Here is a 12660-nt window from a genome sequence, read left to right on the forward strand (position 1 = left end):
CAAGCGAACACGTTCTTGCGCTGGGGTGTCCGGGTGGTCGCCGGGTGGGGGGCGGCCTCGTCCGGGCTCAGCCCACGGTGGCGGCGAGTTGGCCGCAGGCACCGTCGATGTCGCTGCCGCGGGTGTCGCGCACCGTCACCGGCACTCCCCTGGCCTCGAGCCGGCGGACGAACTCGGCCTCGACAGCGGGGTCCGAGGCGGTCCAGATCGATCCGGGGGTGGGGTTCAGCGGGATCAGGTTGACGTGGAACCAGCCCCACTTGCCGCGGCTCTGCAGCACCTTGGCCAGCCGGTCGGCCCGTTCGGCCTGGTCGTTGATGTCTTTGATCATGATGTACTCGATGGACACCCGGCGGCGGGTCTTCTCGGCGTAGTGCCAGGCGGCGTCGACGACCTCGTCCACCTTCCAGCGGGTGTTGATCGGCACCAGTTCGTCGCGCAGTTCGTCGTCGGGGGCGTGCAGGGACAGCGCCAGCGTCACCGGGATGCCCTCGTCGGCCAATTGCTCGATGCGGGGCACCAGGCCGACGGTCGAGACAGTGATGCCGCGTGCACTCATGCCGAGGCCGTGCGGTGCCGGGGTGGTCAGCGTGCGCACGGCGCCGACGACCGCCTTGTAATTGGCCAGGGGCTCACCCATGCCCATGAACACGATGTTGCTGACCCGGCCGGGGCCACCGGGCAGTTCCCCGCGGCTGAGCCGCCGCGCCCCGTCGAGCACCTGCATGACGATCTCACCGGTCGACATGTTGCGCTGCAGCCCACCCTGACCGGTGGCGCAGAAGGGGCAGGCCATGCCGCAGCCGGCCTGGGAGGAGACGCACATGGTGGTGCGCGCAGCCGAATTCTGGCCGGCGCGGTAGCGCATCAGCACCGACTCGACCAGGGAGCCGTCGTGCAGCTTCCAGAGGGTCTTGATGGTGGCGCCCCGGTCGGCGCGCTGCTGGTTGATCTCGGTCAGCAGGGTGGGGAACAGCTCGTCGGCCAACTGCTGGCGGGCGTTGGCCGGCAGGTCGGTCCATTCATCCGGGTCATGGGCCAGCCGTTCGAACCAGTGGTGGGACAGCTGGGTGGCGCGGAACTTCTGGTGGCCGCGACCTTCGACGGCGGCGACCCGCTCGTCGGGGGTGAGGTCGATCCAGTGGGGGTCGGGCTTGCGGCGGCGCGGTGCCTTGAAGACGAGCGGCAGCTCCTTGCCGGGCTCGGCCAGCGGCTGGTCGGGCAGGGGCAGCGGCGCGGCGGCATGGTTGCGGCCTCGTCCGGCCCGGTTCTCGGACTCGGGGATGCGCAGCGGCTGGTGGCGGCTGCGGGGCCGGGGCGCCACGGCCTGCGCAGTGCCGACATGCTGGTCGACGTGGCCGGGCCCGGACTGCTCTTCGGGGATCTCCCCCAGTTGGGCGGTGCTGTTCACGATTGCTCCTAGTGGGTGGGTCGGCTCAGCCGCCGGGCACGGTCAGGTAGAGCACCAGCCAGGCCACCGGGGCGCTGAGCAGCAGCGAGTCGAGCCGGTCCATCACTCCCCCGTGGCCGGGCAGGAAGCTGGACATGTCCTTGATGCCGACGTCGCGCTTGACCATCGACTCGATCAGGTCACCGGCGGTGGCGGTCACCACCATGGTCAGGCCCAGCACGGCACCCACCCACCACGACGAGTCGAGCAGCCAGGTGGCCAGCAGGATGCCGGTCGGCACGGCGAACAGCACCGAACCAGCCAACCCCTCCCAGGTCTTCTTGGGTGAGATCACCGGCGCCATCTTGTGCCTGCCGAACAGCACCCCGAGCACGTAGCCGCCGATGTCGTTGGCCACCACGCAGGCGATGAAGGCAATCACGCGTTCGCGCCCCAGCTCACCGCCCAGCATCAGGGGCACGGTGGCACCGAGCAGGGCGACGTAGCCGATGATGAACAGGCTGCCGGCGGCGTCCATGACGAAGCCCTGCGGGCCCCCGGGCAGGCGCCAGATCAGGGCGGCGAGCACGGTCAGGCACAGCAGCGCCAGCAGGGTCGGCGCGGCGCCCAGCCCGGCGTCCGGGTAGAGGCTGACGAAGTATGACCCCACCTGGATCGCGATGGTGCCGATGATGATGGGCACGATCGCGGCGTGCAGGCCCACCCGCAGCAGGGCGCTGTGCAGTTCCTTGGCGCCCAGGCACAGGGCCGTGGCCACCAGCAGGGTAAACCCCCAGTGCCACCAGCCCAGGGTGAACACGAGCACCGCGCCGAGGACGACGCCCACCGTGATGGCTGCCGGCAGGTTGCGGCCCGCCCTGCTCGCAGGTTTGGGCGGGTCGTTCAGCAGCTGCGGCTCGATGTGCTCCTGGCTCATGGGGTGCCGGTCCTTCGAGGATCAGACCTCGAGCAGTTCGGCTTCCTTGCCCTTGAGCAGTTCGTCGATCTGGTCGGTGTACTTCTTGGTGACCGCGTCGAGGCTCTTCTCAGCGCCGTGCAGGTCGTCCTCGGAGATCTCCTTGTCCTTCTGCAGCTTCTTGAGCTGGTCGATGGCGGAGCGGCGGATGTTGCGGGCCGAGACGCGGGCCTCCTCAGCCTTCTGCTTGGCCATCTTGGTGTAGTCCTTGCGGCGTTCCTCGGTGAGGGCCGGCAGGGTCACCCGGATGACGTTGCCGTCGTTCGACGGGTTGGCGCCGAGGTCGGAATCACGGATCGCCTTTTCGATGGCGCTCATGGCGGAGCGGTCGAAGGGGGTGATCATGATGGTGCGGGCCTCGGGGATCTGGAAGGTGGCCAGCTGCTGCAACGGGGTCGGGGCGCCGTAGTAGTCGGCGGTGATCTTGTTGAGCATGGCGGGGTGGGCGCGCCCGGTCCGGATGGCCGCGAACTCTTCCTGCGCGTGCTCGACGGTGGCCTTCATCTTCGACTCGGCGTCCGCGGTGATTCCTGCGATCACGGTCTTTCCTTCCGGGTGGTGGGTGCGGCCTGCATCATCACAGGCATCAACCAGCAGCCTACCGCCCACACGACCACCGCAGGACGACACCCGCCCAGCGGGGCCGGGCGGGTGCTGTCCGGATGGGACCCGGGCGGGGTGCCGGGGTCAGCTGACGGTGGTGCCGATGGGCTCGCCGGCGATCGCGCGGGCGATGTTGCCCTCGGTGTCGAGGTTGAAGAAGACCATCCGCAGCTTGTTGTCGCGGGCCAGGCTGATGGCGGTGGCGTCGGCGATCTTGAGGTCGCGGTTGAGGTACTCGTCGAAGCTCAGCTGGTCGAACTTGGTGGCGTCCGGGTTGGTGTTGGGGTCGGCGTCGTAGACCCCGTCCACGCCCTGCTTGCCCATCAGCAGCACGTCGGCGCCGATCTCGAGGGCGCGCTGGGCGGCGACGGTGTCGGTGGAGAAGTACGGCATGCCGGAGCCGGCGCCGAAGATGACCACGCGGCCCTTCTCGAGGTGGCGCTCGGCGCGGCGGGGAATGTAGGGCTCGGCGACCTGGCCCATGGTGATGGCGGTCTGCACGCGGGTGGCAACCCCGGCCTTCTCGCAGAAGTCCTGCAGGGCCAGGCAGTTCATCACGGTGCCGAGCATGCCCATGTAGTCGGCACGGTCGCGTTCGAAGCCCAGTTGCTGCAGCTCAGCGCCGCGGAAGAAGTTGCCGCCACCGACCACGATCGCCACCTGGGTGCCGTTGGCCACCACCTCGGCGATCTGCCGGGCGATGGACGAGACGACAGTCGGGTCGACCCCGAGCTGGCCGCCACCGAAGACCTCACCGGATAGTTTCAACAGGACGCGGTTGTAGGCCTGGGGCATGTGTTCTCCTTTGGGTGCTGAGCGCTCGCGAAATCCTATCGCGATTTGCCCCCGGACGACGAGCGGCCCCGCCCCTCGCGTCTGGCGCAAAGAGGCGGGGCCGCTGTGGTGGTGCTGTGACTCAGGCAGCCGAGAAGCGGGCGAACTTCTTCACGGTCACACCGGCAGCCTCGAGCAGCTTGCCGACGGTCTGCTTGTCGTTGGACACGGCCGGCTGGTCGACCAGGACGACGTCCTTGAAGAACCCATTGACGCGGCCCTCGACGATCTTGGGCAGGGCCTGCTCGGGCTTGCCCTCCTCGCGCGCGGTGGCCTCGGCGATGCGACGCTCGTTCTCGACGGCCTCGGCCGGGACGTCCTCGCGGGTGACGTAGGACGGGTTCATGGCAGCGATCTGCAGCGCAACGCTGTGCACGAGCTCCTCGTCGTCACCCTCGTACTCGACCAGCACGCCGACCTGCGGGGGCAGGTCCTGGCTGCGACGGTGGAGGTAGACGTGGGCGTTGCCCTCGGCCCAGGTGGCGTTGGACAGCTCGAGCTTCTCGCCGATCTTGATGGCGAGCTCGTTGACGGCCTCGGCCACGGTCTGGCCCGACGCCAGCTGGGCGGCGTTGGCGGCCTCGACGTCCTTGGCCTGGGCAGTGTCGACGGCCACGGCGATGGCGTCGGCCAGGGCCACGAACTCCTCGTTCTTGGCGACGAAGTCGGTCTCGGCGCCGAGCTGGATCAGGGCCTTGCCGCTGGCGGCCACGAGGCCGTTGCTGGCCTCACGGTCGGAGCGCTTGGCGGCCTTGGCTGCGCCGGTGACGCGCAGCACCTCGATGGCCTTGTCGAAATCGCCGTCAGCCTCGGTGAGGGCCTTCTTGGCGTCCATCATTCCGGCGCCGGTGGCGTCGCGGAGCTTCTTCACGTCGGCAGCAGTGATTGCCATGGATTTCCAATCTTTGTCGTGAGTCGTGGGGCGGAAGGTCTGACTCAGGCCTCGGGGGTCTCCTCGGCGGGGGCTTCCTCAGCGGCAGCCTCAGCAGCGGGAGCTTCCTCAGCGGCAGCCTCGGCGACCGGAGCCTCCTCAGCGGCGGGGGCCACGGCGGCGGGCTGGTCGTCGGCCTGCTGGCCGGCGAGCAGGTCGCGCTCCCAGTCGGGCAGCGGCTCGGACTCGGCGCCGTCGGCGGCCTGGCCGGAACGGGCCAGCAGGCCGTCAGCGGCGGCGTCAGCCACGATGCGGGTCAGCAGGGCGACCGAACGGATGGCGTCGTCGTTGCCGGGGATCGGGAAGTCGACCTCGTCCGGGTCGCAGTTGGTGTCGAGGATGCCGATCACCGGGATGCGCAGCTTGCGGGCCTCGTCAACGGCGAGGTGCTCCTTCTTGGTGTCGACGATCCACACGGCCTGGGGCAGGCGGGTCATGTCGCGGATGCCGCCGAGGGTCTTGCCCAGCTTCTCCGACTCACGCTTGAGGCCGAGCAGTTCCTTCTTGGTCAGGCCACCGGCGACCGGGTTCTCGAGGTCCATGCCCTCGAGCTCCTTCAGGCGCTGGACGCGCTTGATGACGGTCTGGAAGTTGGTCAGCATGCCGCCCAGCCAACGCTGGTTGACGTAGGGCATGCCCACGCGGGTGGCCTGCTCGGCGACGGCCTCCTGGGCCTGCTTCTTGGTGCCGACGAACAGCACCTGGCCGCCGCGGGCGACGGTCTCACGGACGAAGGCGTAGGCCTTGTCGATGTGGGCCAGCGACTGCTGCAGGTCGATGATGTAGATGCCGTTGCGCTCGGTGAAGATGAAGCGCTTCATCTTGGGGTTCCAGCGGCGAGTCTGGTGTCCGAAGTGGACGCCGCTCTCAAGCAGCTGACGGGTGGTGACGACGGCCATGGCCGGTCCTTTCGTATGGGGGCACGGCACGGCCAGCCCCGAGGGTTACGTCGCGTCGAGGGTTCGACGCTGCCTGGTGCAGTGCCCACCCCACCCGGTGGTGTCCTTGACGGAGCACGGCGCGGGACCGACGGGATGGCCAGATTTCTGCACGGTGAAGTCGGATCGATTGCTCGACCCGCTGGGGTCATTCTAGGCAGGCCGGCCCAACCTGCGCCAATCGCGTCCGCCCCCCGCCGGATGCGCAGGTTCCTGCCCGGGAACGTCCCTGCCGGCGGTGCGTCGGGGGCGGAACTTGCGCATCCGTGGACGAGGTGTTGTCCGTTTGGTCATTGCGGCCCCTCGGCACCCACAACCGTGACGTGCACACCCATGAACACGTGGACAACCATGAACCTGACGAGGGCGCCACCACCCGGGTGGGGCGCTGCGCCGTGGTGCTGGTCGCCGTGCTGGCCAGCCTTCTCGGCGTTCTGGTCACCGCGCCACCACCACCGGCCCTGGCCGAGGAGCGACTGGCCGGCATCAGCCTGCTGCCACCGGTGGACGGGGGTGTCCTCAGGGCGTTCCAGCGACCGCTGACCCAGTACGGCCCCGGTCATCGCGGGGTGGACCTGGCGGCCGGCATCGGGCAGCCGGTGCGCGCCGGTGCCGCCGGGGTGGTCACCTTTGCCGGCATGGTCGCCGGACGAGGGGTGGTGACGATCAACCACGGCAACGGCGTCGACACCACCTACGAACCGCTCCACGCCCAGGTCACCACCGGTGCTCGGGTCGAAGCGGGTGAACTGCTGGGCACCTTGTCGAGCGGCGGCCACGGCACCGGTCTGCACTGGGGCCTGCGGCGCGGCGGCCAGTACTACGACCCGATGCTGCACCTGGCGGCGACTGCTTCATCCTCCGGCCCCGTCCGGCTGCTGCCGCTGTCGGCCGAGCCACGCCCGCCGCAAGCAGCGCTGGTCCCCCAGCCCGGCGGGGCGGCCGGTGGCGGGATCCCGGTGTCCGGGCCGGTGACCAGCCCGTTCGGGATGCGGTTCCACCCGATCCTGAAGGTGTGGAAGCTGCACGACGGGGTCGACTTCGGGGCCCCCTGCGGCACCCCGGTGCGGGCGGTCGGAGCCGGCACGGTGGTGCTGGTCGACCAGCACCCGGCCTACGGCAACCGGGTCATTGTCGAGGTGGGTGGCGGCAGGCGCCACGGGTACACCCACCTCGGTGGGTCCGGCGTCCGGGTCGGCCAGCAGGTGGGTGCCGGTGGGTTCCTGGGCACGGTCGGTTCGAGCGGGTACTCGACCGGCTGCCACCTGCACTTCATGGCCTGGCAGGACGGTCGGGTGGTCAACCCCCTGTGAGGCACCTCGTGACCGACGACCCGTGCCCCGGCTGCACTCAGGCTCGCGGGTGCGCCCGGGTGAACGCCGCACGCAGCCGTTCGGAGCTGACATGGGTGTAGATCTGGGTGGTGGCCAGCGACGCGTGGCCCAGCATCTCCTGCACCGACCGCAGGTCGGCCCCACCCTCGAGCAGGTGGGTGGCCATCGCATGGCGCAGCCCGTGGGGGCCGAACTGCGGCACGTCCGGGACAGCCTCAAGGCGTTCATGGACGACGCGGCGCACCACGCGCTGGTTGATGCGCCCGCCACGGGCCCCCAGGAACACCGCCGGCCCGGACACCTCGGTCGCCACCTTCGGCCGCACCGCCAACCAGCGGTCCACCGCGTCGAAGGCCGGGCGCCCCAGTGGCACCGTGCGTTCCTTGTTGCCCTTGCCGAGCACCCGGAGGGTTCCCCGGGCGCGGTCGAGGTCATCAATGTCCAGGCCACAGACCTCGGCGACCCGGGCGCCGGAGCCGTAGAGCACCTCCAGCAGTGCCACATCGCGCAGCCCCAGCGGACCGGCGTCAGGTTCACCGGCACGGTCCAGAGCCGCCCGGAACAGGGTGTCCAGGTCGTCCCGGCCGAGGTCGGGGGGCAGTGCCCGCGACACCTTCGGGCTGGCCAGTGCTTCGGCGATGTCCTGTTCCACGAGTTCTTCGGCCACCAGCCAGCGGTAGAAGACCCGCACGGCCGCAGTCCGCCGTTGCAGGGTGGCCGATGCCGCCCCGCCGCGGTGCATCCGGCCCAGCCAGGCGCGCAGGTCGGGCAGGGACACCTGGTCCCACCGGGCAATTCCCCGCTCGGTGACGAAACCGGTCAGGTCGGCCAGGTCACCCCGGTAGGCCCGCAGGGTGTGCTCGGAGCGCTGCAGCGCGAGGTGGTCGAGAAAGTCGTCCACCGGGGTGGTCAGCGCGGGGGTGCTCACCACCCCAGCATGACCCATTCGCCACCCCACGCCCGTGCCGAGCCCGGCGTGTCGGCCACCTCGGCCGCTAGCCTCAAGACCATGACGCGAACTCTGTGGGTGGGCTGCATGACCGACGACACGGGCCACGGCGGCCTGATCCGGCTGGAGGTGGACGACACCCGCGTGGTGGAGCAGACCGGCTCGTGGGACCTGCCCTCCCCCGGTTGGCTCGACACCCGCGACGGCATCGTCTACGCCGCGCTGCACACCGATGACTCTTCGGTGGTGAGCATGCGGTTCACCGACCAGGGCCCCCAGGTGCTCGACCGGGTGCAGACCGGCGGCGCTGATGCCTGCCACCTGGCGATCAACCCGGCCGGGCGCCGCATCGCTGTGGCCCACTACTCGTCGGGGTCGGTCGCGCTGCTCGGCACCGATCCCGAGGGTGACCTGTACACCCTCGACCTGATCGAGTTCACCGGTTCCAGTGGCGCCGTGCCCGACCGGCAGCAGGCCCCGCACGCCCACCACACCCACTGGCTGTCCGACGACCAGCTGCTGGTCTGCGACCTGGGCGCCGACATGGTGCGCCGCCTGCAGGTGGTCGACAACCGATTCATTGAGGACCCGCCGATCCAGCTGCCGCAGGGCTTTGGGCCCCGCCACCTGGTCACCCGCCAGCGCAACGAGGGTGTCGAGGTGGCCATCGCCGGTGAACTCACCGGCGAGGTCGCCGTCGTCCGGCTCGACCTGGAGGGCCATGACGAACTCGTCGGCGTCTTCCCCGGCTCGTCCGAGCCCACCGCGCAGCCTTCGGGCATCAGGCTCGACCAGCGCGACCGGCTGTGGGTGGGCCAGCGCAACGTCGACACCCTGTCACTGATGGACTGGCAGCCGGACGCCACCGTGGGTGCGTTCACCGAGCACCCGACGATCGGCGCCGGGGTGCGTGACCTGGTGCTGAGCCCCGACTCGTCCCCGGTGAACGTCTGGACGGCGTTGAAGGCCGGCAACGAGGTGCGTGCCTTCATCGAGACCGAGCACGGGCTGGTGGCCGGTGATCCGTTCACGGTGGCCGCGCCCATGGCGCTGTTGTTCGGCGACCGCATCGACTCCTGAGGCGCCCCCGTTGGCCCGGTCGGGGCGACGGGCAGTAGGTTCGGCTGTATGAACATTGCCATCACCAACGCCCATGTGGAACCGGTCAACGGTGAACCGTTCGACGGCACGGTCCTGATCACCGACGGCCGCATCGCCGCAGCCGGCCCCGACATCGAGGTGCCCGCCGACGCCGAGGTCATCGACGCCGCCGGCCAGTGGCTGTCCCCCGGGCTGGTGGAGGCCCACGGCCATGTCGGGATCATGGAGGAGTCCCACGGCTGGGCCGGTGAGGACACCAACGAGGGCACCGACCACAACGGGGCCCGCTTCCGCGCCCTGGACGGCATCCACCCCACCGATGAGGGTTTCCGTGATGCCCTGTCCGGCGGCGTCACCACCATCGTGGTCAAGCCGGGCTCGGCCAACCCCATCGGCGGCCAGACGGTCGCCATCAAGTCGTGGGGTCGCATCGTCGACGAGATGGTCATCAAGCACCCGGTCTCGATGAAGTCAGCGCTGGGCGAGAACCCCAAGCGGTTCTACGGCGCCGACCAGAAGAAGTTCCCCAGGACCCGCCAAGGGGTGGCCACCGCCATCCGTGAGGCCTTCACCGCCGCCCGCAACTACGGTGCGCGCAAGGCCGAGGCCATCCGTGACGGCAAGGCCTTCGACGTCGACCTGAACAATGAGGCGTTGCTGCTGGTGCTCGACGAGGGCATGCCCTGGTGCCAGCACTGCCACCGCGTCGACGACATCGCCACCGCGATGCGCCTGCAGCAGGAGTTCGGGTACAACCTGATCATCAACCACGGCACCGAGGCCCACTTGATCGCCGACGTCATTGCCGAGAAGAACCTGCCCGTGGTGATCGGTCCCCTGTTCACCGCCCGCACCAAGCAGGAGCTGACCCACCGTTCGGTGGCCAACCCGGGACGACTGGTCGCCGCCGGGGTCAAGATCGCGATCACCACCGATGCACCGGTCGTCCCGATCAACATGCTCAACCTGCAGGCGTCGATGGCCGTGAAGGAGGGCCTGGACCGCGAAGCCGCGTTGAAGTCGATCACCTTGTGGGCGGCCGAGATCATGGGCCTGGCCGACCGGGTCGGCTCGATCGAGGTCGGCAAGGACGCCGACCTGGTGCTGTGGAGCGGTGACCCGCTGGCGGCCACCAGCCGCGCCACCGCGGTGTGGATCGATGGGCGCCGGGTCTACCACTACGATGACTCCACGGCTGAGGGCATCACCCTCGACCCGTACAGCACGCTGGGCACCACCGTTGCCGAACCCGGAAGAGAGCGCCGATGAGCGAGGGCCGAATCCTGCCGATCACCCGCTGGGGCGAACCGGTCATGCACGAGGTCACCGAGCCGGTGACCAGCTTCGATGAGGAACTGCACCAGCTGGTGGCTGACATGTTCGCCACCATGGAGGCGGCCGAGGGCGTCGGCCTGGCCGGCACCCAGGTCGGGCGCAACCTGTCGATCTTCGTCTACGACTGCCCCGACGAGAACCAGGTGCGTCGCCGCGGCGTGGTGTGCAACCCGGTGACGGTCGTGCCCGAGGGCCGCGACCGCAACATGGAGTCCGCCGAGGAGGGCTGCCTGTCCTTCCCGGGTGCCTACCAGCCGTTGGCGCGGCCCGACAAGGCCACCTGCACCGGCCAGGACGAGCACGGCAACCCCGTCACCGTCGTCGGCACCGGTCTGCTGGCCCGCTGCCTGCAGCACGAGACCGACCACTGCAATGGCACCGTGTTCGGCGACAAACTGTCCTCACGGGTGCGCAGGAAGCTGGACGAACAGCACGCCGAGCTGGTCAAGCTCTACCCGGACGACTGGCCGGTCACCCCCAAGCTCAAGCGTCACGAGCTCTGAGGCCGTGAGCCGTGGTTGCGTGACTCGCTGCTCACCGGCCACGCCTGCCTGATCCGTTCCCTGGTGGCCGGGTCGTGGAGGTGGTCCATGATCGTGCAGGCCACGAACCCGGCCAGCAGCACGATCCCGGCCTGCAGCAGGGCCCAGCCGATGCTGGCATGCTCGGCGTAGATGGTGTGGCCGACGCTGCCCACCAACAGCCAGGTGGCGCCGACCAGCATCGGGCCCACGATCCAGGCACTGAACAGGTTCGCGGCCTGCCGCCTGCCTGACCAGGGAGACGTCCGAGGACCACGTCTTGCGTGGCGTGGTGCGGGTGAACGGCGTGCGTACCCGCAGGGTGAGGGCACCGCAGATCACCCCGAGCACCACCCCGACCGCGCCGATGACGACACCCTGCATCGAGCCGGGCACGTCGTCGGCCAGGCTGACCAGGCCGAAGATCAACAGGAACGCCCCGACGACGAGCAGGCCGACGCAGTAGACGATCAGCGTGACCCTGAGGTTGGCGCGGGAGTCCTCCGGGTCGCGCTTCAGCTGGGCGGGGGTGGCGACCAGGCCGGGCAAGTCCTCCGCCTGCGCCTCGATCGCCCGGCGGGTGGCCAGGTCCGCCCAGTGGGTGGCGGCCACGGCCGGTGGGATCAACGCGATCGCGACGAGGGTGACGATGCCGATGCTGTACCGGGCCAGGGCATCGAACTGGCGCCAGGGCCGGGCCAGCTCGATCGCCCCCTCCTCCAGGACCAGGAGGCAGACCAGCACCACCAGGAACGTGATCAGGGCGCCGTAGAGCAGGTACCAGACGACGTGTTCGACGATCCTCGGCAGGGCCGGGGTCGAGAACTCGCTGTAGCGCAGTCTGGGTCTCGGGTCGGCCACGGGAGTCATTGTGTCAGGCGAGCACGTGGCAACCGATCGCCGCGGCAGCAGCCACGTTGAGGGAATCGACCCCGCGGGCCATCGGGATGGTGGCCACGATGTCGGCCGCTGCCAGCCAGGTGCGGCTCAGGCCGGCACCCTCGGTGCCGAGCATCATCGCGACCGGCCGGTCCCCCACCAACGCAGGCACCTCGGTGAGCTCGACAGCCTCGTCGCTCAGCGCGAGCGCTACCAGCACGACCCCGGCTTCGCGCAGGCGGACGAGGTCGTCATCGCCTCCCATCCGGGCCCAGGGCAGGCTGAAGACGGTGCCCATGGCGGTCTTGACCGACCGGCGGTACAGCGGGTCGGCCGATCGGGGCGACAGCAGCAGCCCGTCCCAGCCGAGGCCGGCGGTGCAGCGGATGATGGCCCCCAGGTTCGTGTGGTCGACGATCTCCTCGACCAGCACCAGGCGTCGCATGCCGAGCAGGTCCTCCACCCGGGCCGTTGGGCGCCGGTGGAACGAACCCAGTGCACCGCGGTGCACATGGAAGCCGGTGACCTGTTCGGCCAGCGCCTCATCGACGAGGTAGACCGGCACGTCCAGCGGTTCGACCAGGTCACGCAGCCCGTCCCACCACCGCGGGGCCAGCATCAATGAGCGCGGGGCGAAGCCGGCCTCGAGCGCACGCTCGATGATCTTGTGGCCCTCGGCGATGAACAGGCCGTGCTCCGACTCGATGCTGTGGCGCAACTGGGTCTCGCGCAGCCTCACGTAGTCACCCAGTCGGGCATCGGCCGGGTCGGTGATCTCAAACAGCGTGGCCACCCGAGCACTCTAGTGGGGCCGCCCGCGTGCTGCCCTCGTCCTGACCGGCCGGTGTCTGCGTTTGGGGGGTGCGTCA

Annotated in this window: 13 protein-coding genes; 4 read left to right on the plus strand and 9 right to left on the minus strand. The window is 69.7% G+C overall.

The genetic code is table 11. From position 1 onward, the window contains the following. Positions 1–67: 67 nt before the first annotated feature. The 6 genes from rlmN to rpsB all read right to left on the minus strand — a co-directional run bounded on the left by rlmN (position 68) and on the right by rpsB (position 5633). Complete coding sequence (rlmN, locus tag ACQE3C_RS07600) at positions 68–1285, minus strand: 23S rRNA (adenine(2503)-C(2))-methyltransferase RlmN (protein WP_434538702.1); 1218 nt, start codon at positions 1283–1285, stop codon at positions 68–70. Between the two features lie 151 nt (positions 1286–1436). Then, on the minus strand, positions 1437–2327 hold the full coding sequence (locus tag ACQE3C_RS07605; protein ID WP_434538579.1) for a phosphatidate cytidylyltransferase: 891 nt from the start codon (positions 2325–2327) through the stop codon (positions 1437–1439). Positions 2328–2348: 21 nt separating this feature from the next. Further along, positions 2349–2870 carry a ribosome recycling factor gene (gene frr, locus ACQE3C_RS07610; protein ID WP_434538703.1) on the minus strand — a complete coding sequence of 174 codons (522 nt, stop codon included), beginning with the start codon at positions 2868–2870 and terminating at the stop codon, positions 2349–2351. Positions 2871–3053: 183 nt separating this feature from the next. Further along, a complete protein-coding gene (pyrH, locus tag ACQE3C_RS07615) occupies positions 3054–3764 on the minus strand; it encodes a UMP kinase (RefSeq protein ID WP_434538580.1) in 711 nt (236 codons plus the stop codon). A 121-nt stretch (positions 3765–3885) separates the two neighbouring features. Continuing rightward, positions 3886–4695: a translation elongation factor Ts gene (tsf, locus tag ACQE3C_RS07620; protein ID WP_434538581.1), complete on the minus strand. Its 810-nt coding sequence runs from the start codon at positions 4693–4695 to the stop codon at positions 3886–3888. Between the two features lie 44 nt (positions 4696–4739). Beyond that, positions 4740–5633, minus strand: a complete 894-nt coding sequence (gene rpsB, locus ACQE3C_RS07625; RefSeq protein ID WP_434538582.1) for a 30S ribosomal protein S2 — start codon at positions 5631–5633, stop codon at positions 4740–4742. Between the two features lie 362 nt (positions 5634–5995). On the opposite strand from rpsB, the gene ACQE3C_RS07630 reads away from it, so the two are divergent. Then, complete coding sequence (locus ACQE3C_RS07630; RefSeq protein ID WP_434538583.1) at positions 5996–6985, plus strand: M23 family metallopeptidase; 990 nt, start codon at positions 5996–5998, stop codon at positions 6983–6985. A 37-nt stretch (positions 6986–7022) separates the two neighbouring features. On the opposite strand, the gene ACQE3C_RS07635 is transcribed toward ACQE3C_RS07630, so the two are convergent. Next, the gene (locus ACQE3C_RS07635; RefSeq protein ID WP_434538584.1) at positions 7023–7934 is read right to left on the minus strand and encodes a tyrosine recombinase XerC; all 912 of its coding nucleotides are present in this window, start codon (positions 7932–7934) and stop codon (positions 7023–7025) included. Between the two features lie 81 nt (positions 7935–8015). Here ACQE3C_RS07635 and ACQE3C_RS07640 point away from each other — a divergent pair, with 81 nt between their 5' ends. From ACQE3C_RS07640 to def, 3 genes are read left to right on the plus strand one after another with little or no spacing between them, the layout of a single operon-like run. Further along, a complete protein-coding gene (locus ACQE3C_RS07640; RefSeq protein WP_434538585.1) occupies positions 8016–9035 on the plus strand; it encodes a lactonase family protein in 1020 nt (339 codons plus the stop codon). 48 nt (positions 9036–9083) lie between these two features. Next, positions 9084–10325, plus strand: a complete 1242-nt coding sequence (locus ACQE3C_RS07645) for an amidohydrolase (protein WP_434538586.1) — start codon at positions 9084–9086, stop codon at positions 10323–10325. Beyond that, positions 10322–10894, plus strand: coding sequence for a peptide deformylase (def, locus tag ACQE3C_RS07650; RefSeq protein ID WP_434538587.1), 573 nt, complete (start codon positions 10322–10324; stop codon positions 10892–10894). Before ACQE3C_RS07645 ends, def begins: the two co-directional genes overlap by 4 nt. Here the strand turns inward: def and ACQE3C_RS07655 are convergent. Both ACQE3C_RS07655 and ACQE3C_RS07660 read right to left on the minus strand, forming a co-directional pair. Beyond that, positions 10793–11773, minus strand: a complete 981-nt coding sequence (locus tag ACQE3C_RS07655; protein WP_434538588.1) for a hypothetical protein — start codon at positions 11771–11773, stop codon at positions 10793–10795. The genes def and ACQE3C_RS07655 overlap by 102 nt on opposite strands. Positions 11774–11786: 13 nt before the next feature. Beyond that, positions 11787–12584, minus strand: a complete 798-nt coding sequence (locus ACQE3C_RS07660) for a TrmH family RNA methyltransferase (RefSeq protein WP_434538589.1) — start codon at positions 12582–12584, stop codon at positions 11787–11789. Positions 12585–12660: the final 76 nt, after the last annotated feature.

The sequence above is a fragment of the Aestuariimicrobium sp. Y1814 genome, from assembly GCF_050113895.1.
GTDB lineage: Bacteria > Actinomycetota > Actinomycetes > Propionibacteriales > Propionibacteriaceae > Aestuariimicrobium.

Bases quoted from the DNA above. Each gene is read 5' to 3' on its own strand.
- rpsB (WP_434538582.1), bottom strand. From the start codon at position 5,633: ATGGCCGTCGTCACCACCCGTCAGCTGCTTGAGAGCGGCGTCCACTTC.
- ACQE3C_RS07605 (WP_434538579.1), bottom strand. From the start codon at position 2,327: ATGAGCCAGGAGCACATCGAGCCGCAGCTGCTGAACGACCCGCCCAAA.
- ACQE3C_RS07640 (WP_434538585.1), top strand. From the start codon at position 8,016: ATGACGCGAACTCTGTGGGTGGGCTGCATGACCGACGACACGGGCCAC.
- def (WP_434538587.1), top strand. From the start codon at position 10,322: ATGAGCGAGGGCCGAATCCTGCCGATCACCCGCTGGGGCGAACCGGTC.
- pyrH (WP_434538580.1), bottom strand. From the start codon at position 3,764: ATGCCCCAGGCCTACAACCGCGTCCTGTTGAAACTATCCGGTGAGGTC.
- frr (WP_434538703.1), bottom strand. From the start codon at position 2,870: ATGAAGGCCACCGTCGAGCACGCGCAGGAAGAGTTCGCGGCCATCCGG.
- tsf (WP_434538581.1), bottom strand. From the start codon at position 4,695: ATGGCAATCACTGCTGCCGACGTGAAGAAGCTCCGCGACGCCACCGGC.
- ACQE3C_RS07645 (WP_434538586.1), top strand. From the start codon at position 9,084: ATGAACATTGCCATCACCAACGCCCATGTGGAACCGGTCAACGGTGAA.